The 26,968-nt window shown below is 72.2% G+C and carries 26 protein-coding genes and 1 riboswitch; of the genes, 10 read left to right on the forward strand and 16 right to left on the reverse strand.

All coding sequences use genetic code 11. The features are described 5' to 3' along the window. Window positions 1-178: 178 nt before the first annotated feature. A complete protein-coding gene (thiC, locus tag ADL22_RS31285) occupies window positions 179-1,966 on the reverse strand; it encodes a phosphomethylpyrimidine synthase ThiC (protein WP_066987605.1) in 1,788 nt (595 codons plus the stop codon). Continuing rightward, a riboswitch (TPP riboswitch) is annotated at window positions 1,961-2,139 on the reverse strand. It overlaps the preceding gene by 6 nt. Window positions 2,140-2,209: 70 nt before the next feature. Here thiC and ADL22_RS31290 point away from each other — a divergent pair. Further along, on the forward strand, window positions 2,210-3,631 hold the full coding sequence (locus ADL22_RS31290) for a YibE/F family protein (protein WP_066987606.1): 1,422 nt from the start codon (window positions 2,210-2,212) through the stop codon (window positions 3,629-3,631). Window positions 3,632-3,760: 129 nt separating this feature from the next. Here ADL22_RS31290 and ADL22_RS31295 read toward each other — a convergent pair whose 3' ends face one another. The 4 genes from ADL22_RS31295 to ADL22_RS31310 all read right to left on the reverse strand — a co-directional run bounded on the left by ADL22_RS31295 (window position 3,761) and on the right by ADL22_RS31310 (window position 6,265). Then, a complete protein-coding gene (locus tag ADL22_RS31295) occupies window positions 3,761-4,183 on the reverse strand; it encodes an SsgA family sporulation/cell division regulator (protein WP_066987608.1) in 423 nt (140 codons plus the stop codon). A 104-nt stretch (window positions 4,184-4,287) separates the two neighbouring features. Continuing rightward, entirely contained in the window at window positions 4,288-5,064 is a 777-nt protein-coding gene (locus ADL22_RS31300; protein WP_066987648.1) for an IclR family transcriptional regulator, read from the reverse strand. Between the two features lie 461 nt (window positions 5,065-5,525). Further along, window positions 5,526-5,750, reverse strand: coding sequence for a DUF5326 family protein (locus ADL22_RS35585; protein WP_066987610.1), 225 nt, complete (start codon window positions 5,748-5,750; stop codon window positions 5,526-5,528). Window positions 5,751-5,947: 197 nt separating this feature from the next. Further along, the gene (locus ADL22_RS31310; RefSeq protein WP_066987613.1) at window positions 5,948-6,265 is read right to left on the reverse strand and encodes a cupin domain-containing protein; all 318 of its coding nucleotides are present in this window, start codon (window positions 6,263-6,265) and stop codon (window positions 5,948-5,950) included. A 48-nt stretch (window positions 6,266-6,313) separates the two neighbouring features. Between ADL22_RS31310 and ADL22_RS31315 the strand changes: the two genes are divergently transcribed. The 5 genes from ADL22_RS31315 (at window position 6,314) to ADL22_RS31335 (ending at window position 10,121) form a co-directional block, all read left to right on the forward strand. Then, window positions 6,314-6,691, forward strand: a complete 378-nt coding sequence (locus tag ADL22_RS31315; RefSeq protein WP_066987614.1) for a phage holin family protein — start codon at window positions 6,314-6,316, stop codon at window positions 6,689-6,691. Window positions 6,692-6,694: 3 nt separating this feature from the next. After that, entirely contained in the window at window positions 6,695-7,261 is a 567-nt protein-coding gene (locus ADL22_RS31320; RefSeq protein ID WP_066987616.1) for a low molecular weight protein-tyrosine-phosphatase, read from the forward strand. After that, complete coding sequence (locus ADL22_RS31325) at window positions 7,258-8,382, forward strand: cystathionine gamma-lyase (protein ID WP_066987618.1); 1,125 nt, start codon at window positions 7,258-7,260, stop codon at window positions 8,380-8,382. The genes ADL22_RS31320 and ADL22_RS31325 overlap by 4 nt, the downstream gene beginning before the upstream one ends. 309 nt (window positions 8,383-8,691) lie before the next feature. Then, on the forward strand, window positions 8,692-9,588 hold the full coding sequence (locus tag ADL22_RS31330) for a LysR family transcriptional regulator (protein ID WP_066987620.1): 897 nt from the start codon (window positions 8,692-8,694) through the stop codon (window positions 9,586-9,588). A 53-nt stretch (window positions 9,589-9,641) separates the two neighbouring features. Further along, window positions 9,642-10,121, forward strand: a complete 480-nt coding sequence (locus tag ADL22_RS31335; protein WP_066987621.1) for an NUDIX domain-containing protein — start codon at window positions 9,642-9,644, stop codon at window positions 10,119-10,121. A gap of 38 nt (window positions 10,122-10,159) precedes the next feature. Here ADL22_RS31335 and ADL22_RS31340 read toward each other — a convergent pair whose 3' ends face one another. From ADL22_RS31340 to ADL22_RS31355, 4 genes are all read right to left on the reverse strand, one after another. Then, complete coding sequence (locus ADL22_RS31340) at window positions 10,160-10,993, reverse strand: pyridoxamine 5'-phosphate oxidase family protein (RefSeq protein ID WP_066987623.1); 834 nt, start codon at window positions 10,991-10,993, stop codon at window positions 10,160-10,162. Between the two features lie 94 nt (window positions 10,994-11,087). Then, window positions 11,088-12,197, reverse strand: coding sequence for a globin domain-containing protein (locus ADL22_RS37055; protein WP_420711614.1), 1,110 nt, complete (start codon window positions 12,195-12,197; stop codon window positions 11,088-11,090). Between the two features lie 1,151 nt (window positions 12,198-13,348). Further along, window positions 13,349-13,984, reverse strand: a complete 636-nt coding sequence (locus tag ADL22_RS31350; RefSeq protein ID WP_066987627.1) for an HAD family hydrolase — start codon at window positions 13,982-13,984, stop codon at window positions 13,349-13,351. Between the two features lie 329 nt (window positions 13,985-14,313). Continuing rightward, window positions 14,314-15,534 (reverse strand): MFS transporter, encoded by a 1,221-nt coding sequence (locus tag ADL22_RS31355; RefSeq protein WP_066987629.1) that lies wholly within the window; start codon window positions 15,532-15,534, stop codon window positions 14,314-14,316. 129 nt (window positions 15,535-15,663) lie between these two features. Between ADL22_RS31355 and ADL22_RS31360 the strand changes: the two genes are divergently transcribed. Then, a complete protein-coding gene (locus tag ADL22_RS31360; protein ID WP_066987632.1) occupies window positions 15,664-16,188 on the forward strand; it encodes a MarR family winged helix-turn-helix transcriptional regulator in 525 nt (174 codons plus the stop codon). A gap of 65 nt (window positions 16,189-16,253) precedes the next feature. Further along, the gene (locus ADL22_RS31365) at window positions 16,254-16,706 is read left to right on the forward strand and encodes a GNAT family N-acetyltransferase (RefSeq protein WP_066987634.1); all 453 of its coding nucleotides are present in this window, start codon (window positions 16,254-16,256) and stop codon (window positions 16,704-16,706) included. A 77-nt stretch (window positions 16,707-16,783) separates the two neighbouring features. Here ADL22_RS31365 and ADL22_RS36765 read toward each other — a convergent pair whose 3' ends face one another. The 7 genes from ADL22_RS36765 to ADL22_RS31400 form a co-directional block, all read right to left on the reverse strand. Beyond that, window positions 16,784-17,518 carry a TetR/AcrR family transcriptional regulator gene (locus tag ADL22_RS36765; RefSeq protein WP_066987636.1) on the reverse strand — a complete coding sequence of 245 codons (735 nt, stop codon included), beginning with the start codon at window positions 17,516-17,518 and terminating at the stop codon, window positions 16,784-16,786. Between the two features lie 510 nt (window positions 17,519-18,028). Then, window positions 18,029-19,168, reverse strand: coding sequence for a pyridoxal-phosphate-dependent aminotransferase family protein (locus tag ADL22_RS31375; protein ID WP_066987638.1), 1,140 nt, complete (start codon window positions 19,166-19,168; stop codon window positions 18,029-18,031). Window positions 19,169-19,304: 136 nt separating this feature from the next. Continuing rightward, on the reverse strand, window positions 19,305-20,783 hold the full coding sequence (locus tag ADL22_RS31380) for a serine hydrolase domain-containing protein (RefSeq protein WP_079064576.1): 1,479 nt from the start codon (window positions 20,781-20,783) through the stop codon (window positions 19,305-19,307). A 379-nt stretch (window positions 20,784-21,162) separates the two neighbouring features. Beyond that, window positions 21,163-21,864: a hypothetical protein gene (locus tag ADL22_RS31385; protein ID WP_066987640.1), complete on the reverse strand. Its 702-nt coding sequence runs from the start codon at window positions 21,862-21,864 to the stop codon at window positions 21,163-21,165. Window positions 21,865-21,899: 35 nt separating this feature from the next. Beyond that, entirely contained in the window at window positions 21,900-23,051 is a 1,152-nt protein-coding gene (locus ADL22_RS31390; RefSeq protein WP_066987642.1) for a MerR family transcriptional regulator, read from the reverse strand. Between the two features lie 110 nt (window positions 23,052-23,161). Then, entirely contained in the window at window positions 23,162-23,944 is a 783-nt protein-coding gene (locus ADL22_RS31395; RefSeq protein WP_066987652.1) for an oxidoreductase, read from the reverse strand. A 105-nt stretch (window positions 23,945-24,049) separates the two neighbouring features. Further along, window positions 24,050-24,628: a TetR/AcrR family transcriptional regulator gene (locus tag ADL22_RS31400; RefSeq protein WP_066987654.1), complete on the reverse strand. Its 579-nt coding sequence runs from the start codon at window positions 24,626-24,628 to the stop codon at window positions 24,050-24,052. Between the two features lie 330 nt (window positions 24,629-24,958). On the opposite strand from ADL22_RS31400, the gene ADL22_RS31405 reads away from it, so the two are divergent. Both ADL22_RS31405 and ADL22_RS31410 read left to right on the forward strand, forming a co-directional pair. Then, the gene (locus ADL22_RS31405; RefSeq protein WP_066987644.1) at window positions 24,959-25,630 is read left to right on the forward strand and encodes a DUF4097 family beta strand repeat-containing protein; all 672 of its coding nucleotides are present in this window, start codon (window positions 24,959-24,961) and stop codon (window positions 25,628-25,630) included. Between the two features lie 134 nt (window positions 25,631-25,764). Further along, window positions 25,765-26,907: a serine hydrolase domain-containing protein gene (locus ADL22_RS31410; RefSeq protein WP_066987646.1), complete on the forward strand. Its 1,143-nt coding sequence runs from the start codon at window positions 25,765-25,767 to the stop codon at window positions 26,905-26,907. The last annotated feature ends 61 nt before the right edge of the window (window positions 26,908-26,968 follow it).

Raw genomic sequence — 26,968 nt, forward strand, 5'->3', positions numbered from 1 at the left:
CCCCCACCCTCGGCTACACCCGCCCCCACTTCACCAGCCCGGACTACGGCGGCCCGGAACACCGGCCGGAGTAGGCACTCGGGGCCTGACCTCCGGTTGTGCTGCGCAGCCGGCGACCGGGCGGCGCGGACCACTCGGCCCGCCCCGCCCGGTCGCCCGGTGGGTACCGCTCAGCCGCTCAGTCGGCGATCGGCAGATACACGCGGTTGCCCGAGGCCGCGAACTCCCGGGACTTCTGCGCCATTCCCGCCTCCGCTTCCTCCGCTCCGCCCGCCAGGGCGCCTCCGTGCTCGCGGCGGATGTCCTGACTGATCTTCATCGAGCAGAACTTCGGGCCGCACATGGAGCAGAAGTGGGCGGTCTTGGCGGGTTCGGCGGGGAGGGTCGCGTCGTGGAAGGCGCGGGCGGTGTCCGGGTCGAGGGCCAGGTTGAACTGGTCTTCCCAGCGGAACTCGAAGCGGGCGTCGGAGAGCGCGTCGTCCCACTCCTGGGCGCCCGGGTGGCCCTTGGCGAGGTCGGCCGCGTGGGCCGCGATCTTGTAGGTGATGACGCCGGTCTTGACGTCGTCGCGGTCCGGGAGGCCGAGGTGCTCCTTGGGCGTGACGTAGCAGAGCATCGCGGTGCCCCACCAGGCGATCATCGCGGCGCCGATGCCGGAGGTGATGTGGTCGTAGGCGGGCGCGACGTCGGTGGTGAGCGGGCCCAGGGTGTAGAACGGGGCCTCCTCGCAGATCTCCTGCTGGAGGTCGATGTTCTCCTTGATCTTGTGCATCGGGACGTGTCCCGGGCCCTCGATCATCGTCTGGACGCCGTGCCGCTTGGCGATGGTGTTCAGCTCGCCCAGGGTCCGCAGTTCGGCGAACTGGGCCTCGTCGTTGGCGTCCGCGATGGAGCCGGGGCGCAGGCCGTCGCCGAGCGAGTACGTGACGTCGTACGCCGCGAGGATCTCGCAGAGCTCCTCGAAGTGGGTGTAGAGGAACGACTCCTTGTGGTGCGCCAGGCACCAGGCCGCCATGATCGAGCCGCCGCGGGAGACGATGCCGGTCTTGCGGTTGGCGGTGAGCGGGACGTAGCGCAGCAGCACACCGGCGTGCACCGTCATGTAGTCGACGCCCTGCTCGGCCTGCTCGATGACGGTGTCCTTGTAGATCTCCCAGGTCAGTTCCTCGGCCTTGCCGTCGACCTTCTCCAGCGCCTGGTAGAGCGGAACGGTGCCGATCGGCACGGGGGAGTTGCGGAGCACCCATTCGCGGGTGGTGTGGATGTTGCGGCCGGTGGAGAGGTCCATGACCGTGTCGGCGCCCCAGCGGGTCGCCCAGGTCATCTTCTCCACCTCCTCCTCGATGGAGGAAGTGACCGCGGAATTGCCGATGTTGGCGTTCACCTTCACCAGGAAGTTCTTGCCGATGATCATCGGCTCGATCTCCGGGTGGTTGATGTTGGCCGGCAGGACCGCGCGGCCGGCCGCGATCTCGTCCCGGACGAACTCCGGGGAGACGTTCTCGCGGAGCGCGACGAACTCCATTTCCGCGGTGATCTCGCCACGGCGGGCGTAGGCGAGCTGGGTCACCGCGGCGCCGTCCCGGCCGCGGCGCGGCTGACGGGGGCGGCCCGGGAAGACCGCGTCGAGGTTGCGGAGGCCACCGCGCGGTGCGGTGTGCTTGATCCCGTCGTCCTCGGGACGCATCGGGCGGCCCGCGTACTCCTCGGTGTCGCCGCGGGCGATGATCCAGTTCTCCCGCAGCGGTGCCAGACCGCGGCGGACGTCGGTTTCGATCTGGGGATCGGTGTACGGACCTGACGTGTCGTAGAGCGTCACGTCCTTGCCGTTGGTGAGGTGCACCCGCCGGACCGGAACCCGCAGATCGGGGCGCGATCCGGAGACATAGCCCTTGTGCCAGCCGATCTGCGGCTTCTCGCCGTCGACCGGACCGTTTTCAGGCGTGCGTGCATCCTGCAGAGTCATATAGACCCAACTCCCTACGCCGGCATTACCCGGTAACAGGTTCGGCGGTCGACGCAGCGGCTTCCGTCATCCGATGTTTCACGTGAAACCGTTCGACGTTTCACGTGAAACATCGCTGGGACGGAGGTCAGCGCCCTCTCAGCCCGGTGCTCCGAGCTCCCGCGATTGCAAAGGTGGCACCACGGTAGCGGCCGGTACGGCAGTGTGAACAGGGGGCCCACCGCTTCTTGCGATGATCGGGCGGTGAGCCCTCCCGAAGACCGGCACTCCTCCGACGCTCCCGCGCGCCCGCACGGCCACGGTCACAGCCATGGCCACAGCCATGGCCACGGGCCGGCCGCACCCGTCTCCCGGCATCTGCGCACCGTCATCGCCGCGGTCCTGATCCCGTTCGCGGCCGCGGTGGCGGTCGGTCTGCTCGTTCTCTGGCCCGGCGGCGCGCCCCCGCACCAGCCGTCCGGAGTGGGCTTCGACCAGCCGACCGAGAAGGCCCGGGTGGTCACCGTCGAGGAGGTCGACTGCGCTGCGGTGCACGCCGAACAGCAGCCGCAGCAGCCCGGACCGGGCGGCCGGGCACCGTCCGCGGGAGCTTCCGAGAACAAGCCCTGCGAGCAGGCGACGATCAAGGTCACGACGGGGAAGAACGCCGGGCGGACCTTCACGACGGTGGTGACGCCGGACGCGCTGCGGCGCTACACGACCGGCCAGGACGTGGTCGTCTCCTACTCCCCCAAGGCGCCCAAGGAACTCCAGTACGCGGTGAGCGATGTCGACCGGACCGTCCCGATGTGGGTCCTGGCCGCGATTTTCGCCGCCGCGGTCGTGGTCATCGGACGGCTGCGCGGGGTGCTGGCGCTGGTCGCGCTGGCGGTGAGCTTCGGGCTGCTGACGCTGTTCATCCTCCCGGCGATCCTCCAGGGCTCCGATCCGCTCCTGGTGGCGGTGGTCGGCGGCAGCGCGATCATGCTCGTCGCGCTCTACCTGTGCCATGGGCTGACCGCCCGTACGTCGGTGGCGGTGCTGGGCACGCTCGCCTCGCTGCTGCTCATCGGCCTGCTGGGTTCGGTGTTCACCGGCTGGGCGCTGCTGACCGGGAACACCGACGACACGACCGGGCTGGTGCACGGGCTGTACCCGGACATCGAGATCCGCGGGCTGCTGCTGGCGGGGATCATCATCGGTTCGCTGGGCGTCCTCGACGATGTGACGGTGACTCAGACCGCCGCCGTCTGGGAGCTGAAGGAGGCGGACCCGGCGGCAGGCTGGCGCACGCTGTACGGCGCCGCGATGCGGATCGGGCGGGACCACATCGCGTCCGTGGTGAACACCCTGGTGATGGCCTACGCGGGCGCCGCGCTGCCGTTGCTGCTGCTGTTCTCGATCGCGCGGAGCAGTGTCGGGACGGTGGCCACGAGCGAGGTGGTGGCGGAGGAGATCGTCCGCACGCTGGTGGGCAGCATCGGGCTGGTCGCCTCGGTGCCGGTGACCACGCTGCTGGCGGCGCTGGTGGTCTCGGCGGACCGCCCGGGACCGGACGGCGCCCGGGCGGCGCGGTCGGGCCCCGGCGGAGGCGGCCGGCGCGCGGGGCAGGGGCGGCGGGCGGTGCCGGGGCAACGCGCGGGGCTCGGGCGACGGGTGGGGCGGGGTCGGCGCCGTAAGCACTGAGCGGGGCGAGGGCGGGAGCGGGGGAGTGGCGGGGGCACGGAAGCGAGCAGGCGCGGGCAGCGGTGGCCGGCGTACCGGCCGGGTGGGGCGGTGGCGGCACAGTGCGGGTGGGCCGGCGGGCGGCCGGGGTCAGCCGGCCGGGGCCTCGGTCAGAATGCGGTCCAGGGCGGCCTCCAGGGTGTCGCAGACCTCTTCCTTGCCGAGCGGGACCAGCCGGTCCGTACGGTCCAGGAAGGCGATCAGCGGTGCCACGCCGGCCCGGAAGAGGGCCCGCTCGGCGCCGACCTGGAGGCTGATGTAGACGTCGCCGAGATGCTCGGTGGAGGTGGGCTCGACCCGGACGTCGCCCTCGCCGGCCGGCCGGCTGAGCCCGTCCAGCAGCAGCTCCCGCCCGAACACCCAGGTCACCGGCGCGTCGCCGGGCAGGTCGAAGGTGAGCCGGACGGCGTAGGGATCGGCGCTGTCGAAATCCAGCTCGACCGGGATCCGGAAGGCGAGCTCCTCCGAGACGAGGAAGCTCATGATCACTTCTGCCTGAACCGTGTCGTTCATCAACCTCTGCCCCGCACTTGATCGCAGATGGCCGGGAATCGCCCCCGGACGCCCTAGTGACGCCATCGTCGGCCACCTCCCAGCAGATCACAAGGAGTGAGTTTTCAGATACTGATAGAGAAGGCGAGTGTCGTTAGCACCGTCTCCGCCATATTGCGTAGTCGATCCGTAACGGCTTGCAATCGGCGCACTTCGTCGGCGGGAAGGGACACCGCCAGCGTCGCGGCGACCGAGCCGACCCGGATCGGGATGGCCGAACACACCGTGCCCAGGGCATATTCCTGCCGGTCGTACGCGACCTGGCCGCGACGCACCGTAGCCAGCCGGGTCAGCAGATCGTCCTCCGAGCGGACCGAGAACGGCGTTATCGACTGCACGGGATAGCGGGTCAGATGCTCTTTGCGGGCCGTCTCGTCGAGCTGCGCCAGCAGGCACTGGCCGATCGCGTGGGTGTGCGCGGTGGAGCGGAAATCGGCCCACTCCTCGACCGGCGGCCGGGCCGGATCGTCGGTTATGGCGACAACCTCGACCTCGCCCTCGCGGTAGACGGCGAAGTAGACGGCGGCGCCCAGCCGGCGGCCGGCCAGGGCGAGGGTGTCGGCGAGCTGCCGGCGCTGGCGCCGCCGGGCCCCCGCCCGGCCGATGCACTCGGCCCCCTCGCCGATCACGAAGACGCCGTTCTCCCGGCGCAGATAGCCCTCGTGCGTCAGCGTCCGCAGCAGGTGGTAGGCGGTGGGCAGCGGCAGCTGGGCCTCTCGGGCCAGTTGCTTGGCGGGCGCCCCGCCGGTGTGCGCGGCCACCGCTTCCAGGAGGCGCAGCGCCCGCTGCACCGACCCGATCAGGGTGGGGTGCGAGCCGGACGCGCCGTTGCCGATCGCCATCGCCAACCCCCAGGTCCGAGCACCGTGGTCCCGCGGCCGCGCGTCTCCCTGGACGTCCGCCACGACGCCCGGCCCGAGCACTCGGTATTTTCCGGAACGTCAGCATCCGGAAGACGCCTGCGCTCCGCACTTTAGCCGGGAGGCTCCTCATACGGAGCCGGAAGGCCGGGAGCTGCCCTGCCATCGCCCGCTCCCCTTGCTCGCCTGCCCCTGGGCGCCGGGCCGCACACGCCCGCTGAACTGGCCGTACTCCCCGACGCGCCGGCCGTCACAGGGCGGTGGGCTGGGGCCGTTCCGAACCGCGTTCGACTCCCCGGGGACGGAGTGTCGGCGGGCGGCCCGGAAGGGCGGGGCGTACGCACCACGCACCCCCGGAACGCCGGACGCCCTGTCCCGGCGGGCGGGTCAGGGCGTCATCGGACGGTGCGGGCCGGACCGGGCCGGCCGGTCAGGGCCTCGGCCTACCAGTCGCTCTTGGACGAGGAGGACGAGGAGCCGTTGAACCTGCGCACGAGATAGATGACACCGGCGATCAGCGCCGCCGCGATCAGCACCTTGAAGAGCAGGCTGATCAGGAAGCCGAGGGCGGTGGCGAGCAGCCCGCCGAAGACCACGATCAGGATGACGGGCACCACAACCCAGGTGACCCACCACGGAATGCCTGCGAGTATCCCCTTACCAGCCACTGTTCTGCCCTGCTTTCTGTCTGCGTTGCCGGTCTCCGCCGCGCCGTGGCACCGTCCGCGCCCCGCGCGTCCGCCGCTTCGCGTCCGGGGCTCTTCCCCTCCGCACCAACGATGCTAGGGCGCGCAAGGCCGCCGCGGGGGCCCGGCAGCCCCGGCTCACCCCTGAGCTGACCCTTACGGGTTCCGGGGTCCGTCCCTCAGCTTTCGGGTGGAGAAAAGACCACCACGACCCGGAGATCCTCGCTGATGTGGTGGAACTTGTGGGGTACCCCGGCGGGCACGTAGACCACGCTGCCGCGCGCCACCGACTCCGTCTCCGTCCCCACCGTGATCGCCCCGCGACCGCTCACGACCAGGTAGACCTCGTCCTGGCGGTGCGGCTGCTGGGGGTCGACGGAGCCGGCGTCCAGCGCGTAGAGCCCCACCGACATGGTGCGCTCCCGGAGGAACTGCAGATACGCGCCGTCGTTCGCGACCCGTTCCGCTTCAAGTTCATCCAGTCGGAAAGCCTTCATCCCGTTCGCACCTCTCACCGGTTCGCAGTCGTCTGCGACGATCTCACCATGAAGCATTTCCTGGTCAAGACGCTCGCCAACGCCGCGGCCCTGGCCGTGGCCATCTGGTTGCTGAACGGCATCACGCTCACCGGTGAGAACACCGGCCGCAAGGTGCTCACGCTGATCCTGGTGGCGCTGATCTTCGGGCTGGTCAACTTCCTGGTCAAGCCCGTGGTGAAGGTGCTCTCGTTCCCCCTCTTCATCCTCACGCTCGGCCTGATCACGCTGGTCGTCAACGCGCTGATGCTGCTGCTGACCTCCTGGCTCGCCGGCAAGGCCGACCTCGCGTTCCATGTGGACGGCTTCTGGACGGCCCTGCTCGGCGGCGTGATCGTCTCGATCGTCGCCTGGGCGATGCATGTGATCCTCCCCGACAAGGACTGACGCTTGACCTCCCCGTACCGCGTCTGCTTCGTCTGCACCGGCAACATCTGCCGCTCGCCGATGGCCGAGTCCGTCTTCCGCTCCCGGGTCGCCGAGGACGGGCTCGACGGGCTGGTCGAGACCGGCAGCGCCGGCACCGGCGGCTGGCACGAGGGCGAAGCGGCCGACCCCCGCACCCTCGCCGTCCTGCGCGCCGCCGGATATCCGTGCGCGCACACCGCCCGGCAGTTCCGCGCCTCCTGGTTCGCCCGCCTCGATCTCGTCATCGCCCTGGACTCCGGCCATCTGCGCGAACTGCGCCGGCTCGCGCCGACGCCTGACGACGCCGCCAAGGTCCGCCTGCTGCGCTCGTACGCCGTCGGCGCCGGGCCGGTTACGGATCCCGCCGGACTCGACGTCCCCGATCCGTACTACGGCGGCTACGCCGGATTCGAGGAGTGCCTGGACATGATCGAGACGGCCTGCGACGGCCTCCTGGAGGCGGTCCGCGCCGAGGTCACCTCCGGAAACCCCGGGCCCGCCGAGCCCCGGCCGGGCCCGCACCGCCCCCACCACAAGGAGAGCGCATGACCGGCGATGGCACCCGCGCGGTACGGGCCGGCCTCCCCGAGCCGGAAGCCTGCGAAGCGGCCCTGCCCGGACCGGTGTTCGCCGCCCACTACCACCTCCCCGGCGAGGCCGCCGGCCCGTACACCTACGGCCGCGACACCAACCCCACGTGGACCCGGCTGGAAGCCGCCATCGGCGAGCTGGAGTCCCCGGACGACCCCGCGCACACCGTCGCCTTCGCCTCCGGGATGGCGGCGATCAGCGCCGTGCTCTTCTCCCACCTGCGCACCGGTGACGCGGTGGTGCTGCCCGCCGACGGCTACCAGCTCCTGCCCGCCGTCCGCACCCGCCTGGAGAGCTACGGCATCGAGGTCCGTACGGCACCCACCGCCGGCGACGCCCAGCTCGGCGTGCTGGACGGGGCCCGGCTGCTGTGGATCGAGACGCCCGCCAACCCCGGCCTCGACGTCTGCGACATCCGGCGGCTGGCCGACGCGGCCCACGCCCGGGGCGCCCTGGTCGCGGTCGACAACACCCTCGCCACCCCGCTCGGCCAGCGCCCGCTGGACCTCGGCGCGGATTTCTCGGTCGCCAGCGGCACCAAGGCGCTGACCGGCCACGGTGACGTCCTGCTCGGCTACGTCAGCACCCGGGACGCCGCGCAGGCCGACGCGGTCCGGCTGTGGCGCAAAACGGTCGGCGCGATCCCCGGCCCCATGGAGAGCTGGCTCGCCCACCGCTCACTCGCCACGCTGGCGCTGCGCGTCCGCCAGCAGGCGGCCGGCGCGCTGGCCCTGGCCACCGCGCTCTCCGAGCGCCCCGAGGTCACCGGGCTGCGCCACCCCGGTCTGCCCGCCGACCCCGCGCACGCCCTCGCCGTCCGGCAGATGCTTCCCGGACGCTTCGGCTGCGTGGTGTCCTTCGCCCTCCCCGACCGCGCGCACGCCGAGCGGTTCCTGACCGCGCTGACGCTGGTGGACAACGCGACCAGCTTCGGCGGCGTACGCTCCACCGCCGAGCGCCGCGCCCGCTGGGGCGGCGACGCGGTACCGGAGGGGTTCATCCGCTTCTCGGTCGGCGTCGAGGACCCCGAGGACCTGGTCGCGGACGTGGTGGCCGCGCTGGACGCGGCGCTGGGGTGACGCGGGCGGGGTGAGCCGAGCCGGCCGTACCTGCCCACGCGGCGCGAGACCGCAGGTGAGCGACCTACGGGTAAGGGCCGGCAGGGTATCCCCCCTCGTCACCCTGCCGGCCGGCGGTTCCAGGGTCGGTCCGGATGCGTCTCGGACCGATGTTTCACGTGAAACGAGCCGCGTGTTTCACGTGAAACGAACCGCTTTTACAAGGCTAGTTGACTGAGCGTCAGTGTCCAATCACGCTAGCGACACAGCCCTATCGACAAATTTATCGTTGGCCCGCGACCAGGCTTCCAAGGGCGCAGGAGGTACGCGATGGACCTGTCACTGCTGCGTACCTTCGTCACGGTCCACCGGGCCGGCTCCTTCACCCGGGCCGCGGCGCTGTTAGGGCTCTCCCAGCCCGCGGTGACCAGCCAGATCCGCACGCTGGAGCGGCAGTTGGGCCGCCCGCTCTTCGTACGCTGCGCCCGCGGCGTCACCGCGACCACCTTCGGCGACGAACTCGCCCACAAGGCCGCGCCCCATCTCGACGCGCTCACCGAGATCACCGAGGCCGGCCTCGACCCGGACTCGCCCACCCGCACCCTCCACCTCGGCGGCCCGCCGGAGTTCACCGCCGAGCGCGCGTTACCCGCCCTCAGCCCGCTGATCGCCCAGGGCCTGTCCATACGGACCGCCTTCGGCGCCGCCGACGAGCTGCTGAACGGCCTGGCCGCCGGCCACCACGATCTGACCGTGACCACCGCCCGCCCGCGCGGCGGCCTTCTCACCGCCACCCCGCTCTGCGACGAGGAACACGTCCTTATCGCCGCGCCGCGCTGGGCGGACCGGCTGGGCGGCCCCGACGGCCTGCGCGCCCGCGGTGTCCGCGCGCTGGACCCGGTCCCGCTCGTCGAGGTCCACGAGAGCCTGCCGCTGATCGCCCGCTACTGGGCCGCCGTCTTCGACGCCAAACCCACCGGCGCCGCAGCCGTCGTCGCCGGCGATCTGCGGGCGGTGCTGGCCTGCGTCACGGCGGGCGCGGGGCTGGCCGTGCTGCCCCGCTACCTGTGCGCCGAGGCGCTCGCCGGGGGCGCGGTGGTCGCCCTCCTCGACCCGCCGGTGCCCCCGCTGCGGACCTACTTCCTGGCCGTACGGACCGGGACGCTGGGGCTGCCGCACATCGCGCGGGCGCACGAGTGGCTGCTGCGCACCGCCGCGGACTGGTGACGGGGCCGCGGGACAGGGGTTTCACCCGCCGGTGTCTGCGGCATCTGTCCCCTATGACCGTACGGCCAGTCGTCAAACGCACCGCCCGCGCGATTCTGCTCGACGGAGCGGACCTCATCCTGATCAAGCGCACCAAACCGGGCCGGGCGCCGTACTGGATCACCCCCGGCGGCGGTGTGGAGCCGGACGACGCCACGGTCATCGGGGCCCTGCACCGCGAGCTGGACGAGGAGCTGGGCGCCAAGGTCACCGATGTGGTGCCGGTCTTCGTCGACACCGTCGAGCACCTCGCCGACGGCGGGGTGGACGGCGTCAAGGTCCAGCACTTCTTCGTCTGCCGGCTGGACTCGATGGATCCGTCCCGCCGGCACGGCCCCGAGATCGACGAGCCGTGCGGCGAGTACGAGATCGTCCGGGTGCCCTTCACCCGGGTCGGGATCGCCTCGGTCGACGTCGTCCCGCTGTCCCTGCGGCACTATCTGGACGCCAATATCGAGGGTGTGCGGGCGATGCACGCCCCCGATCTCGGCTAGGGACCGCCGACCCCGCCCCGTCGCCAGCGGCCCCCGGCTCAGGCGTCGCGGCGGTCGAACCAGCCGCGGAAGCCCGCGGAGTCCTCCGCGGAGCGGCGCGGGCGGGCGCGCGCCAGGACCTGTTCGACCCGGTCCAGGAACTCACCGTTCAGCTGCGCGGCCACGTCGTCGCGCAGCGGCGGCCGCGCCCTGGGCACGTAGGCCGGGTCCGGGCCGACCGCCGGGTCCGGCGGCACGTCCTCGTGCAGGCCGCCGCGCAGATGCGCGTTCACCTGCTGCGGGCGCCGGAAGGGCGGGCGGCGGTCCGCCTCCGCGGCGGATCCGAAGAAGTCGCCGCCCTTGCGCTTCATGTCGTCGGTGCCCCAGGACGGCCCCCGCCCATGGGCCGGAGCCTTCTGGAGGTGCGGTATGTGCTTGGCGCAGTGGATGTACGCCTCCTCGACCTCGACCATCACCCACAGCTGGGCCCGCCGTCCGGGTACGGGGTCCACCGGCAGACCGGGGTAGTGGGCCCGCATCTCCTCGTCCAGCACGACCCTGGCCCGGCCGTTGACGTGCAGCCCGATCCGGTCGCGGGTGAAGTCGATCATGAGGAGGCCCAGCCGCGGGTTCTCGGAGATGTTGCCGATCGACGCCATCACGCCGTTGCCGCGGTACTCCGGGTACGCCAGCAGTTGCTCGCCCAATACCTGGACGAACCCGGGCGGTCCGGCCCGGAAGCTGGAGTCGCACTCGCCGTGCCGGTCCGCCGTGGCCAGGAAGAACATCTCCTGGCGGGCCACGAACTCCCGCATCCGGGTGTTGAGATGGTCCAGCACCTGGTCGGCGTAGAAGCGGTCGGCCCGCCCGGTCGTGCCGAGCCGCTGCTGCACCAGGTGCTCACCGTCGCTCCCGGGCCGCCACCCCGGTCCGTGCGGCGCCCCGGGCTCCCCCGCCCAGCCGTAATCACCGTCTGCTGCCAAGGATTCAGTCTCCCGTCGATACCAGCTCGTCGATGGAGTCGTGCCGTATCCGGTCGGACGGGACGCCGACTCCCACCAGGGCCGCCAGACCGCTGCGGATCAGCCCCGGCGGACCCGAAAGATATGCGTCGTATTCCCGGTACGGGCCGAATTGGCGTATAGCGTCCGGGAGTTGGCCGGTCAGGGTGGCGGGCCCGCCGCGCGTGCCCGGCCCGTGGGCGACGACCGGGCGCACCGAGAGCCAGGGGAGGGTCCGCTCCAGCCGCAGCATGGTCTCGATGTCGTAGAGGTCGTGGTCGCTGCGGGCGCCGTAGAAGACGTCCACCGGGCGCCGGGTGCCGTGCTCGGCGACGTCCTCGACCAGCGCCTTGATCGGGGCGATGCCGGTGCCGCCGCCGACGCACAGCAGCCCGCTGCGGGTGGAGTGGTCGACAGTCATCGTGCCACCGGGTGCGCCGAGCCGCAGTACGTCACCGGGGCGGGCGCGGTGCACCAGCGCGTTGGAGACCCAGCCGGCCGGGACCGCCTTCACGTGGAACGACAGCAGGCCGTCCGACCGCGGGGCGGAGGCGAAGGAGTAGTGCCGCCAGATCCGCGGCCACCAGGGGGTCTCCAGGCTGGTGTACTGGCCGGCACGGAACGGGTACGGCTGATCGGGGCGGACGGTCACCACCGCGGTATCCGGGGTGCGCAGCTCGTGCGCGACGATCTCGGCCTGCCACCAGGCCGGCGCGACCGCCTCGTCCTCGGCCGCCGCGTCGATCATGATCTGCGAGATGGCGGTGTACGCGCGCACCCACGCGCCCTCGGCTTCCCGGCTCCAGGCGGCCGCGGCATACCGGGACAGCGCGCTCAGCAGGCACTCGCCGACCGCCGGGTAGTGCTCGGGCCGGGTCCCGTACTTGCGGTGCCCGCGGCCCAGCCGGGAGAGGTACGCGGTCAGCGCCTCGGCATCGTCGACGTGCTGGGCGGCGGTGAGCAGCGCCCGGAAGAGCCGGTCGCGCTGGACGTCCATCGACGCGGGGAAGAGCGCCCGCAGGTCGGGGTGCTGGACGAAGAGCAGCGCGTAGAAGTACGAGGTGACCTTGTCGGCCACCGGCTCGATCTCCGCCATGGTGCGGCGGATCAGCAGCGCGTCGGGAGAGGCGGCCGTGGCGGGGGAGGCAGCGGCTTTCAGCGCGGCGAGGGAGGGCTCTGGGGTGGGGGATGGGGGAGGGCTCGGGGGTGCGGAGGTGGCGGAAGGCCCGGGCGGGGGCGGAGCACCGACGGATGCCGAGGGGGCGGAGGGGGCGTTTGGTGTGCCCGTGGCGGGGGGGGGGGTGATGCCGAAGGCGTCGAAGGGGGACGCCGCGGCGGGCTCGTACGGGGCCGGTGCTGCTGGTTCGAAGGGGGAAGGAGCGGCCGGTTCGTACGGGGATCGTGCGGCGGGCTCGTGGACCGGCTCCGGTTCGGCCGCGCGGGGAGGGGCGGCGGACGCCGGCGGCGCGGTGGCGGCGGCGGGCAGGTGGGACTCCCGGTCCGTCAGCGGGCCCTGGCGCGGCACCCGCTGCGCCGCGGGCTCGCGCACCCGTTCGGCGGCGGTGCCGACCGGGCGTATCGGGCTGACGGGCCGGCTGGGTATCCGTTCCGCTTCCTCCCGTTCGCCCGGCCCGGCGTCGCCCTCGTGCGCCGATTGCCGGGCATCAGCGGAATTCTGCCGGTGTTGTTGATCTTCCGCGGGCTTTTTCGACGGCGGGGTGAACCAGCCCCAATCGCCACTGCTGCCGCCGGAAGAGCCGCTATCGGCCGACGTGGTGGTCGGAGCGTCCATGGTCTGCCTCGCCTCGAACGTCTTTCGGTTGTCTTTGCCGTTCCGCTGACGGAACTGCCCGGAATTCCCCCGCCCTGCCGGAATTTCCCAGCGACTCGAGCAACTCCGGCAACACCCACTCAAGCGGACACATTGCACTTCCTTGCAGCAAGCGGCGCAGATGCCGTTCCGTCAGCATGCCACCCGGCTCGTCGCACCGGACAAATTGCCGGAAGTCCGGGCGCCACGGGCCGCTCACCCGCTAGGCTGGCGGGCTTTGGCCACCGCCCGCGCACCCACGGGGACCGCCGCCCCCGCCGAGCCGGAGTCGACCATACCGGCAGGACTTCAAACCACAAGCCCGATCCGGGAACACCCGGCGGACGCCCGCCAATAACCGTGATCCTCGCCACGGACCGCGTTTTCCTTGCACAACAGCGGACGAATCCACCATGAAAAGCACACGGTCCGCCGAATTACCCGCCAGTACGCACCAGTTCGTATGCCTCGCGCAGATCGCGGCCGGAGTACGCATATGTGGCCAGCCCGCTGACATGGTGATCGGCATTCACCGCCACCGATTCCGGTACCACGGTGAAGAGTTCGGCGTCCGACATGGAGTCGCCGTACGCCACGCAGTCGTCCCGGGTCAGCCCGTACCGCGCGCACAGGGAATCGGCGATACGCACCTTGGCGGCCGGCGAGAGGATGCCGGACGGTTCGAGCGGCTCCCGGATCGGCACCGCGGGCCAACGGGAGCCGTGCGCGGTGTCCGCGCCCCAGGCCACCAGCCGTTCGACGAAGAAGCCTGGCGAGAGGGATATCACGGCACACCGCTCCCCGCGCGCCCGGATATCGGCCCATACCTCCCGTATGCCGGACAGCCACGGCGCGCCCTCGAAGGCCGCCGCCACCTGGGCCTCGGTCAGTTGGGCGGCCCACAGGTCGCAGGCCCGCCGCGCGAAGCCCACCGGGGTCAGCGACCCGGCCGCGAACGCCTGCTCCAGGGCGGCGATCTCCCGGTCCAGCCCGAGCTGGCGGGAGATCTCCACGGCGGCCGCGGACCCGTGGAGCAGCGTGCCGTCCATGTCGAAGAGGTGGAGCTTGGTCATGGCCGGAGCCTAGGGGGTGGGGTTGGGGGCGCGGGGGTGAACGGGTGAGGGTGGTGGGGCGGTCTCCGGGCGACGGCCCTGGGCGATCGACGGCCCCGGGCCACGGTCGGCGGGGGGCCTCTGGGCAACGGGCTCCGGGTGGCGGCCCCAGGGGGACACGGCCTCCGTCCCGGTAGAGCCGCGGTGCTGCACGGGCTCACTACCGGGACGGGCTTCCGGAAGAGCGTGTTCCGGGGTGGGGCTTACGGGTGGGGCTTGGCTCCTCCCGGCTAGGGCTTCGGCCTCCGGCGGGGCTTCCGTCCCGGAGCCGGGCTTCGCTTCGCCGCCGTTCAGCCGCGCGCCGCCGGTACGGGCTGCTCCGCGATCGCGGACGGGCCGCCCGCGGCGACCACCTGGCCGCGGCCCGGCTGCCGGCGCTCCAGGAAGGAGGCCAGCACCGCCACCCCGAGGGCGGCGATGGTCATCAGCGCGCCCACCCAGTTGGGCGCGGTCAGCCCGAGCCCGCCCGAGATCACCAGGCCGCCGAGCCAGGCGGCCAGCGCGTTGCCGAAGTTGAATGCCGCGATGTTGCCGGCCGAGGCCAGGGTGGGCGCGGCGGCCGCCTGGTCCAGCACCCGCTTCTGGAGCGGCGGCACGGTCGCGAAGCCGAAGAAGCCGATCAGCCCGACGGTGACGATCGCCGCGGTCTTGTTGTGCGCGGTGAATGTGAACGCGGCCAGCACCACGGCCAGACCGGTCAGCGACGCGTACAGCATCGGCATCATGGCGCGGTCGGTGAAGCGGCCGGAGACCAGGTTCCCGCCGACCAGGCCGAGGCCGAAGACCGCGGTCAGCCAGACGACGGAGGACGGCGCGAAGCCGGTGACCTCGGTCATCATCGAGGCGAGGTAGGTGACGGCGGCGAAGACCCCGCCGAAGCCGAGCACGGTCATCAGCATCGCCAGGCCCACCTGCGGGTTCCGGAAGACCGCCAGCTCACTGCCGATCCGGGCGGCCGCCCGGGCCCGCTGCGCCGGGACGAGCTTGACGATGCCGAGCAGCCCCAGGACGCCCAGCGCCGCGATCGCGTAGAAGGTGGTACGCCAGCCGAACTGCTGGCTGAGCAGGGTGCCGGCCGGGACGCCCACCACGTTGGCCACGGCCAGACCGCTGAACATCAGGGAGATCGCGGCGGCCCGCTTCTCCGGGGCGACGAGGTCGGCTGCCACCAGGGACCCGATGCCGAAGAACGCGCCGTGGGTGAACGCCGACACGACCCGTCCCGCGAGCACCAGCCCGAAGGTGGGCGCGAGGCCGGTGAGCAGGTTGCCCACGACGAACAGCCCCATCAGCAGCATCAGCATCTGCTTGCGGGTGAAGCGGGTGCCGAGCGCGGTCATCAGGGGCGCGCCGACCACGACGCCGAGCGCGTAGACGGTGGTGGCGTAGCCGGCGAGCGGGATGGACACACCGAAGCCGGCCGCCATGTCGGGCAGCAGGCCCATGACCGCGAACTCGGTCGTTCCGATCCCGAAGGCTCCGATGGCGAGCGCCAGGAGAGCGAGAGGCATGGGTCCCTCCGATTGATTGCGTCCATCCTTAACGAGCGCCCACATTAATTGCATACGCGGGTTAGTTGCAAGCGCGGGATATTTCGTTTGTGGCCTACCCTGGTCGTACGACGGAGGAGGAGGTCGGCGATGGCGGAGCGGACGCGGGAGACCGCAGAGCGGGCCCAGGGGACGACGCAGCGGACGCGGGAGACGGCGGGGGCGCCGGAGGCCGCTCCGGGGGGCCTGGCTCAGGGCTGGTGCGCGCTCTCCGCGCTGCACGGCCGCATCGAGTCGCATATCGAGCGGGCTCTGCAGGCCCGGCACAGCCTGAGCGTGCGGGAGTTCTCGGTCCTCAACGTGCTCAGCGAGCAGCACGACGGGCCGGGCGGCCACCTCCGGATGCACCAGGTCGCCGACGCGGTGGTGCTCAGCCAGAGCGCCACCACCCGCCTGGTCACCCGGCTCGAGGACCGCGGACTGCTCTCGCGGTACCTCTGCCCCGACGACCGGCGCGGCATCTACACCAATGTCACGCCGGACGGCCTGCGCCTCCTGGAGGAGGCCCGGCCGACCCACGACACCGCTCTGCGCGAGTCGCTCCAGGACGCCGCCGGGCGGCCGGAGTTGGCGCCGCTGGTGACCGCGGTCCGGGCGCTGGGTACCTCGGCGTAACGCGGTCGGGCGGCCGGCCGCCGGGCCATCGGGACGGGCCGGGTCCACGGCATAGGGTCGCGCCCATGAGCGATCTCGTCATACGCCGCGCCGCCGAAGCCGATCTGCCCGCCATCGTCGCGATGCTCGCCGACGACCCCCTGGGCGCCAGCCGGGAGTCCCCCGACGACCTGACGCCCTACCGCGCCGCCTTCGCCACCGTGGCCGCCGACCCGCACCAGCACCTGGTCGTCGCCGAACAGGACGGCCGGGTGGTCGGCACCCTCCAGCTCACGGTGATCCCCGGCCTCTCCCGGCGCGGCGCCACGCGCTCGCTCATCGAAGCGGTGCGGGTGCACGCCGACGAGCGTGGCACCGGGCTGGGCACCGTCCTCATCGAATGGGCCGTCGCGGAATCCCGGAAGCTCGGCTGCCGGCTCGTCCAGCTCACCTCCGACGCCACCCGGACCGACGCCCACCGCTTCTACGAACGCCTCGGCTTCGAGGCGTCCCACCTGGGCTTCAAGCTCTCGCTCTGACGGGGCGAACGGCGGTCAGCAGGGCAGGGGCCCGTCCGGCGCGCCTACGACGGCTGCTGGCGGCGCGCCCGGTGGGCCTACGACGGAACCTGCCGACGCGCCCGGTGGGCCTTCTGCCGGCAGGCCCCGCCGCAGTACCGCGCGGGCCGGCCGGTACGGGCCGCCGCGAGCGCCGTACCGCACACCCGGCACCGGGTTTCGTTACGGTTCCGGGCCACGGAGGGGAGTTCCGTTACGTTCCGGCCGGCACGGAGGCTGTCGAGCATCAGGGCCGTCATCCGGCCCACGGGTGCCCCGGGCGCCGCTCCGAGGTCGGCCTCCGGGGCCGTCTTGAGGTCTGTCTCCCGGCCCGCCGGGTCCCACTCCCGGCCCGCCGCCCCCTGTCCGGCCGACCGCCGGCGCTCCATCGTCAGGCATCCGGCCAGCAGCACCCGCACGTCGTCCAGGTCGACGTCTTCCCTTACAGCGCCTGCCTGTTGGGCCCGGGCCAGCAGAATGCCGAGGGCGGTCAGGAACTCCAGGTCCGGGCCGGGCGGGGCCTCATCCTCCGTCGCCGGGGCCTCTCCCACCTCCGACAGCGCCTCGCACAGGGCCCGGTCCGGCGCGGCCAGTCGCACCACCGAGGCCAGGAAGCGGAAGAACACCCCGCCGGGATCCTCGGCATCGGCCACATCCGCCGCGGTATCGGCGAAAAGCCGCAACCGGTCCTGGACCGCCGCCCTGAACAGCGCTTCCTTGGTCGGGAAGTGGCGGTAGACCGTGCCCGGCCCGACCCCCGCGCGCCGGGCGATCTCGCCCAGCGGTACGCCCAACCCCCGTTCCTGGAAAGCGGATCGGGCCGCCTGGAGTACGAGCGCGCGATTTCGCCGGGCGTCCGCCCGGACGGTCCCTGGCCGCCCATCCGTCCGCCATCCGCTTCCTGCCACCGCCTGGCTCCTCCGCACTCCGCACCCGGAGGGAAGAACCGGGTTGATCATTCCGATTCTATGGACCGGTGAAAAGCAGGCGTACGGAGCGGCACGCGGGACGGGCGGGCGCGCCGGTGAGCGGTGGACGACGGATGGCGGACGGTGGACGGCGTGCTGGGGAGCGGCGGGACGCGCCGCGGTCACGGTGGCGGTCGTGGTCGCGTCGCGGAGGGGAACGGGCGGGGGGCGTGGCGAGTGGTCCGCGCGCAGCAAAAAGGGGTGGGTCTGTTTCACGTGAAACAGACCCACCCCTGCCCTGCTGTTAGGGCGCATCCGGCCGTACAGGGCCCGCCGGGCGGGGTCCTCGCCGGACGAGGGCTCCCCGCCGGACGGGTATCAGCGAGCGGGCACGGGTCAGGCCGCGGTGACGACCGCGTCCCAGGCCGCGCCGGCCGCACCGGCCGCCGCGTCCTCGTCGACCGCCACGCCCAGGGCTCGCAGGCCGGTCGCCAGCGCCGCGAGCGAGGCCAGCACCACCGCGCGGTCCGCGGCCCGCCCGTAGTGGTTCACCCGGATCATCTCCGCCGCCAGCGCACCGGCGGCGGCCTGCACCGGCACCCCGCCATCGGCGGCGAGCGCGGCCGACACCACCTCGCGGGCGTCCACCCCGGCCGGGGTGCGCAGCGTGGTGGCGACCGGCGCCGCGTGCTCGTCCCGGATCACGTACGGCACCGGCCCGCCGAGCACCGCCACGCCTGCCCGCACGGCTACCGCGGCCGCCCGGTGCCGGGTGATGGCCGCGTCCAGTCCCTCTTCCTCGATCCGGTCCACGGCCTGCTCCAGCGCCAGCATCTCCAGCTGCGCCGGGGCGTGCGGAAGGGCGGTGCGCCCGGCGTCGATCCAGCGCTCCTTCCAGTCCAGCAGCGAGAGGTACGAGCGCCGCGGCGCCTGCTCGTTGGCCGCGATGCGCTCCCAGGCGCGCTCGCTGACCGAGACCGCGGAGACCCCGGCCGGTCCGGCCAGCGCCTTCTGCCCGCCGATGACGCACAGGTCCACGCCCCACTGGTCGGTGAGCAGCGGTTCGGCGCCCACCGACGCGACCGCGTCGAGCATCAGCAGCGCCCCGTGTTCCCGCACCACCGCGCCGATCTCGGCGACGGGGTTGGTGTTGCCGGTGGCCGCCTCGGCGTGCACCAGGCTGACGAAGTCGATCTCGGGATGCTCCCGCAGCGCGGCCGCGACCTGCTCGGCCGAGACCGCGGCGGTGAAGGGCGCGCTGAGGGTGACCACCTCGGCGCCGCAGGACCGCAGCCAGCCGCCGAACGTCTCGCCGTACGGGCCGGTGATGATGTTGAGCGCGGTGCTGCCGGGCCGGACCGCCGAGCGGATGCTCGCCTCCAGCGGGAGCAGCGCCTCCCCCTGGGTCATGACGATGTCGCAGCGGGTGCGCATCAGCACGGCGACCTTGTCCTCGATCCGGGCGAAACGGGCGGCGTCGAGCGGAGGCAGATCGAGCAGAACCGGGGCGTCGGCGTTCGCAGTCACGGCAGTCACAGTGGCCTTCCAGCGGTAGCGAGCCGCGCACTGCGGCGGCTCCTGACATCTCGCTCGACTGTACGTCCGGCCGCACCTGCCCCGCCGTACGGGCCTGAGCACACCGGGCCGGGCCGCCGCGAAGCGGGCGCGGTGGTCAGGGGGCGCCCCGCCAGCCCTGCGGGTCCACGCCGCCGGGGACCGGTCCGGCCGGCTCGTAGGGCCCCCGGGTGAACACGAACGTCGCCAGGTCGAAGTGGCTGACCGAACCGTCCGGCGCCCGCACCACCCGCAGCGTCTCCCCCGCGTAGTAGCCGTCCAGCCCCGCCCAGGTGCCGTCGGACTCGGCCCGGAAGCGTGAGCCGCGCCCGTTGCCGGTCAGCGCCGTCAGCTCCAGTCCGCGCCCGCCCGTCAGCCGCAGCGCGAACGGGTTGGCACCCCAGTACCAGGGGCCGCTCAGGGCCAGCAGCTCCTCGTCCACCGGTCCGGGCAGCGGGCGCCAGGGTTCCGGGATCCTGGGCTCGCTGCTGGCCACGGTCTCCAGGAGGTCGGCGGCCACCGTGCCGATCGGAACGCCGGAGGTGCAGTTCGCCAGGGCCAGCGCCGCCACGTCCTGGTCCGTATCGACCCAGATCGCGGCCAGGAATCCCGGCATGGACCCGGTGTGGCCCGCGAGCCGGCGCCCGCCCTTCCACAGCAGCTGCACGCCCAGGCCGTACCCCGCGCTCCAGCCATCGCCCTCCGGCGGCACCGCGGGGGTCCGCATCTCGGCGAGGCTCGCCCCGCTCAGCACCCGGTCGTCACCGCGCAGCAGGAACGCCGCCCACCGGCACAGGTCCTCCGCGGTGGACCACAGCTGCCCGGCCGGGCCCATCAGCCCGGTGTCGTGAGCGGGCTCGGGCAGCACCGCGTCGGCCCACGGGTGCACCGCCCAGCCATCCGCGTGCGGGTCTTCCGGGCCCAGTGACGTACGCGCCATTCCCAGCGGCTCCAGCACCTCGCGCCGCAGTACCTCCCCCCACGGCGTCCCGTCCCGCAGCCGCTCGACGAGCGCCCCGAGGACGGCATAGCCGAGATTGGAGTAGTGGTGGCGCCGGCCGGCCGGGTGCGGACGCGGCCGTTCGCCGAAGAGATCGGCCGGTTCGGGCCGCAGCTCGCCCGGCGTCCGCTCCCACCACGGACCACGCGGCTCCGCGCTCAACCCGGCGCTGTGCGAGAGGAGTTGGGCGACCGTGACGTCGGGCCGCGGGAGATCCTTCAGATACGAGCCGAGGGGATCGTCCAGCCGCAGCAGCCCTTCATCCCGCAGCCGGAGTACCAGCACGGCCACGAAGGTCTTGGTCAGCGAACCGATCCGGTACTGCACATCACCGTGTGGCACCGCCCCGTCCACCGCACCGCGGGCGCCCATCCAGACCACCCGGCCGCCGCGGACGACCGCCGCCGTCATCGACGGGGCGCGCCCCTCGGTCTGTGCGAGCGCCAGCCGTCGCAGCAGCGCCCGCCGGGTCTGCGGCAGCAACTCCTCGTACCCCTCGCCCGTGTCGATGACCGCCCCGCCGCGCGGAATCACCTCGGGCACCCCGCCCCGGCGCGATCCGGGCTCCGGCGACTCCGCGGGCTCCACGACCGTCATGACGCTCCTCCACAAGTCTTCCACCCGGCCGCCTCAGCTCAGCCGATCATGCCCAACGGCGGTCCCCTGCCCACCGCGCCGCCATCCTGCCCAGCTCCCACCACCTGACGCGCCATGTTTCACGTGAAACATGGCCTCGGCCAACTCCCCTCGGTTTCACGTGAAACATGGCCTCGGCCACCTCGCCTTGGTTTCACGTGAAACATCCCCATGCCGCACCGGCCCTCGTTTCACGTGAAACACCGGCCAGCCCAGCCGATCCTCCGTTTCACGTGAAACATCGGCCCCCTCTACGGCCGCCCTTGTTTCACGTGAAACAACGCGCCCTCGCAGCCCGGCCCGACGTTTCACGTGAAACATCGCCGACCGGCCCGCCCGCTCACGGCGCCGGTGCCGCCACCGCCCCGATCGCCTTCTCCAAGGCGGTCTGCTCCTCCTCGGGCAACCAGCGCGCCGCATGCACCATGTGCAGCGCACTCCGCAGCCGCACCCGGTCCTCGTCCGTATCCAGGTTTCCCAGATACGCCGGCAGCGTCAGCCCCAGCGCCTTGAGGTCTCCGCGCTCGCACCACCGCGCGAAGAGGCCCCGGAGCAGCCCTTCGGCGTCCCCCTCGGCGCTCCCTCGCCCAGCGGCGGGCGCGCCATCGCCCTCGTCGGCCGCCGCCCCCGCCGTGTCCCGCAGCCCCTCCGCGACCGCGAACCGGTTCCAGTCGGCGTACTGGCCTTCCGGCGCGTCCGCGACCCGCTCCGCTGCCCGCCTGAAGTAACTGTGTGCCAGGGCGAGTTGGCCGAGCTGCTGGTACGCCTTGCCCATGTTCACGTACAGCGACGGGTAGAAGCCCTGGACCCGTTCGTCTGCGACCAGGTCGGCGCGGTCCAGGCACTCCTGGTTCCAGCGCAGGGTTTCCTCCGGCGAGGACTGGTGCCGGGCGAGGTAGTGCGCGGCGATGCACGCCTCGTAGTCGTCGCGGGCACCGCCCCACGCCTGCTGAAAGAGCTCCCGCGCCGCCTCGGCGCGTCCCTCCGCCTCGGCCCGCATGCCCGCCACGCACAGCCGCACCACCGGCAGTTCCGCATCCATCCGATGACTCTCCTTCTCTTGCACTCGCGGCACCGTCAGGCATCCCGCCCCGGCATCACCAGCGTCGTGAAACTCCCCTGATCCGCCGAGCGGACGACGACCGGCTGGTCCGCCGCGGCGATCTCCAGCAGCACATCGGGCCCCACCCCCGCCTCCAGGGCCGGCACCAGGACCGCCGGGTCGAAGGAGATCCGCAGCCCCGGCCCGGTCGGGACCGCGCGCAGCCGTACCGAGCCCGCCGCCCCACCCGTCACCACCAGCACCCCGTCGCCAAAACCTTCCGCACCCGCTCCGAACGCCAGCGACACCGCACCAGTAGGAACGCCACCGCCCTGGGACACCACCGCCTCCCGCAGCCCGGTCCGGTCCACGATCAGGCGCTGCCGTACCGCTGCCAGCCCGGACAGCATCAGCCGGTAGTCGGGAAACGCCTCCGCCCGGACCGTTCCGGCAACGTCCCACCCGGTGTCCTCCCAGCGCTCCTGCCCGCTTCGCAGCAGCACCCGCACGCCGTCCGGGGCACTCGCCGCGTCCGGGAACTCCACCTCGACCGTCATCTGCCGCACCGCCCACTCGGCCAGCCGCCGGGCGCTCTCCGCCGGGATCAGCGCCCGGCGCGGCCCGCCCTCGACGGCCGCCGGCCGCAGCCCCCGGACCGCCAGCCGATAGCGGTCCGTCGCCACCAACCGGACTTCACCGCCGTCGAGTTCGCACAGCACGCGTCCCAGCACCGGGAACTCCGCGGCCGTCGCCCCGGTCGCCGCCGCGGGCGCCACCTGCCGTACCGCGCTGGCGAGCTCGGGCCCGTCGACCCACGCCCGCGCCACACCGCTGCCACCGACCGGTTCCCCGGGCGTCTCACCCAGAAAGCCCGCCACCACGGCCCGCGCCTCGTCCGCCGCTCGCCGGGTCCGCTCCAGGTGCGCCCGCAGTACGCTTCGGGCCGCCTCCTCGGGCCCGTCGAGAACGGTCTCAACGTCCACCAGCGGCATCCCGGCCGCACGCAGTTGCCGCAGCCGCACCGCGCGATCCGTCTGCCCGGACCCGTAGCGGCGGTAGCCCGTGGCGTCGTCCACCCGGTCGGGCCGGAGCAGCCCGCAGTCGTCGTAGAAGCGCAGTGCGCTCGGCGCCAGACCCACCCTGCGCGCGAACGCACCGATGCCCAGCAATTCCCCGTCGTCGTCCATGGCGGCGATTGTCGGGCTTCGACCAACATGAAGGTCAAACGGCAAGAGGGAGCCGGCCGCTCAGTTCCCAGGATCGTGCCGGGGAACCACCCCGCACCACCTACCGTCCCTCAGAGCGTCTTGACCGTTCCGCCGTCGATGACGTGGTCCGCGCCGGTGATGTTCCCGGCCACGTCGGAGAGCAGGAAGGTGATCAGCGCCGCCACCTCTTGCGGCTCGGTGATCCGCCCGGTGGTGATGCCGAACGCCTCGGGGAGCCGCTCCAGGAACGCGCCGTGCTCCGCACCGGCGAGCGCCGCCACCTTGCCGCCGAAGCCGTCCGGGTCCTCCCAGATGGCGGTCCGCACGATGCCCGGCGACACGGTGTTGACGCGTACGCCCCGCGGCCCGAACTCCTCGGCCAGCGACTTACCGACGGCGGCCAGCGCCGCCTTCGCCGCGCTGTAGGCGACCGGGCCGGCGGCCGGCATCCGGGAGTTGATGGACGAGACGTTGACGATCGCTCCCCGCCGCTCGATCAGGCTGGGCAGTGCGGCCCGGCTGGTACGCACCGCGCTCATCAGGTTGAGATCGAGGACCGCGGACCACTGGGCGTCGTCGGTGTCCAGGAAGCCGGCCGGCTCCACGGCGTCCCCGCCGCCGACATTGTTGACCAGCAGGTCGATCCCGCCCAGCTCCGCGAGGGCGCGGTCCATCAGGGCGACGACACCCTCCGCAGTCCCCAGGTCGGCGGAGACCGCACAGGCCCCGCTCTCCCGCAGTGCGGGCGTTATGGTGCGCGCGGCGCCGACGACTCGCACGCCCTCCTCGATCAGGGCTCGGACGGTGGCCAGCCCGATGCCGCGGCTGGCGCCCGTGACGACGGCGGTCTTACCGGTGAGGTTGAGCTGCACGACGGTCCACATCCTCGAAGTCGTTGTTGACTTGTACATTCTTGACCTGCGGGTACAAAATTTGCGCCGAAAAGGCCGCCCCGGCCGACCTGCCGGTGGCCTTTCTCAGAGTGCGTCGATCGTGGCGTCGACGATCCGGGCGAGCCGCTCCGGCCCTTCGGCGACCCGGGCCAGCAGCCGGAGGCCAACGGTGGCGCTGAGCAGCAGACTCCCGATCGCCCGGGCGTCCCGGCCGGGCGCGATCTCCCCCGACCGCTGCCCCTCCTCGACCACGGCCCGGAACGCCTCCTCGGTCCGGTCGAACATCCGGCGAACCAGATCGGTGGCGGCCTCGTCCGCACCGGCGAGTTCAGCGGCCGTGTTCACGGCGAAGCAGCCCCGGCGGTTCGGATCGGCGAGGTCCATCCCGGCGAGCATCCACAGCACCTCGCGCAACCGCTCCTTCACCGGCCCGGACCCCTCCAACAGCTCCACGAGGGCCCGCGCCTGACTGTCCCGGTAGCGGGCCAGCGCCTTCTCGAACAGCGCGTGCTTGCTGCCGAACGCGTTGTAGAGACTGCCCTTGCCGATCCCAAGCGCGTCGACCAGGTCCTGCGGCGTCGTCGCGGCGTACCCCTTACGCCAGAACACCTGCATGGCCTGCTCGACAGCATCATCCGGATCGAACTGCTTGGGCCTTCCCATGCACAGCACCCTAACACCATTCTTGACTCCGAGGTCCAGAAAAACCCGGCGCCCAGCAGCCCAAGCCCACCACCCCGGGGCAGCGCACCAAGCCCCGCTCCCGGCATCACCCGCCCACTTCACGGTTCGAGGCGCCATGGAGCTAGCGTTCACCCACACCTCATTGCAACGCTCAGGATACTCCTGTTGCATTAGCCGCCTAAACCGTTGCAACGATTTCCCGGGCGCCACCTGCGAATTCACCACCTGGACGCAACCACACTGTTGCCACAGTCGAGAACGCAACGTAGCTTTCTGTCTGCCGGAAACAAACAGCCGAAGGAGACCACCATGCAGAAGTTCCACACCCCCGCCCCGGTGACCACCGTCCTCGACATCCCCGCCGGCCACCTCCGGTTCATCGCCGCCGACCAGGCCGACACCACGGTCGAGGTCCTGCCCGCGGACCCCGCCAAAAGCCGCGACGTGAAGGCGGCGGAGCAGATCGAGGTCGCGTACGACGACGGTGTCCTGCGGATCGCGGCCCCGGCGGCGAAGAACCGGATCCTCGGCCCCTCCGGGTCCGTCGAGGTGACGGTCCAACTGCCCGCCGGCTCCCGGGTGGAGGCGAAGGCGGCCCTCGCCGAATTGCGGGGCATCGGACGGCTCGGCGACGTCGCCTTCGAGGCCGAGCAGGGCTCCGTCGAACTGGACGAGTGCGCGGGCGCCCACCTGGCCCTCAAGTCCGGCGACGTAACGGTCGGCCGCCTGGACGGACCCGCGGAGATCAGCACCCAGAAGGGCGGCCTGCGCGTCACCGAGGCCGTACGCGGCACGGTCACGCTGCGCACGGAGCACGGCGAGATCGCGGTCGGCGCCGCCCGCGGAGTCTCCGCCTCCCTGGACGCCGGCACCTCCTACGGCCGGATCCACAACGCGCTCACCAACACCGACGGCGCCACCGCAGCCCTGGCCATCCACGCCACCACCGCCTACGGAGACATCACCGCCCGCAGCCTGTGAAGGCCCCGTCCCGGGAGCAGCCGGTCCCCCACTTACCACCCAGCAAATTCGCGACAGCTAGTTATCAACAGCTAGTTAGCACCTGGCTAGCTGTTAGCAGCCAACGATCAACAGCCCAGAAGGAGCCCACCACCATGCCCCTCCCCCACCACCCCCGCCCCGAACTCCAGCAGGCCATCGAGGAGATGACCGAATCCGGCTTCACCGGAGTGGCGCTGCACGTGCACGACGAGCACGGCCAGTGGGTCGGCACCGCCGGCGTGCGCAAGCTGGGCGAGACCGCGAAGCCGCCGGTGAACGGGCACGTCAGGATAGGCAGCAACACCAAGACCTTCACCGCGACCGTGGCCCTCCGGCTGGTGGCCGAGGGCACGCTCGACCTGGAGGCCCCGGTGGCCGGCTACCTGCCCGAGTACGGGCTGGACCGGGCGATCACGGTGCGGATGCTGCTGCAGCACACCAGCGGGGTGTTCAACTTCACCGGCGAGTACTACGACGACGGGACGTTCGCACCCGGAATTCCCGCCACGACCGCGGGCCGGGAGTGGGTGGACAACCGGTTCAAGACCTACCGGCCGGAAGACCTGGTACGGCTGGCGCTGTCCAAGCCGGCGCGGTTCGCGCCAGGGACGGACTGGAGCTACTCCAACACCAACTACGTCCTGGTCAGACTGCTGATCGAGAAGGTCACCGGCCGCTCGCTCGCCGAGGAGATGCGGCGGCTGATCCTGGCGCCGCTCAGTCTGGTGGACACCGTGGTTCCGGACACCCGCACGGACATCCCGGAGCCGTACGCCCACGCCTACTACCGATACGAGGACGGCGGCCGGCAGGAGACGGTCGACGTCACCCGCCAGAACCCCTCCTGGATCTCCACCGGCGGGGACATGATCTCGACCCCCCAGGACCTCCACACCTTCATCTCCGCGCTGATGGGCGGCAAGCTGCTCCCGGCCCCGCTGCTGGCCGAGATGTGCGCCCCGCATCCCAAGGCCGGTTACGGGCTGGGCGTGTTCGTGCAGGACGCGGGCGAGGACGGCGGCACCGTCATCACCCACAACGGCGGCATGGCGGGCCACGCGGCGCTGATGTACAGCACGCCCGACGGCAGCAAGACGCTGACCGCCGCGCTGAATTACGTCGATGACGCCGCGCTGTCCATGGCCACGGCGTTCCAGCGGGCAACGCAAAGGCTCGTCAAGGAGGTTTTCGGCGGCGCTCAGCCCATCCCGGCAGCCGAGGCCGAGACCGAGGCCAAGGCGGACCCGGCACGCTAGACCCACCAGACCGCGCAGCCGCTACACACCCGGCGAACGGCGTGGCCCACCCCCGCCACGC

Source organism: Streptomyces sp. NRRL F-4489, from assembly GCF_001509485.1.
Lineage (GTDB): Bacteria > Actinomycetota > Actinomycetes > Streptomycetales > Streptomycetaceae > Streptomyces.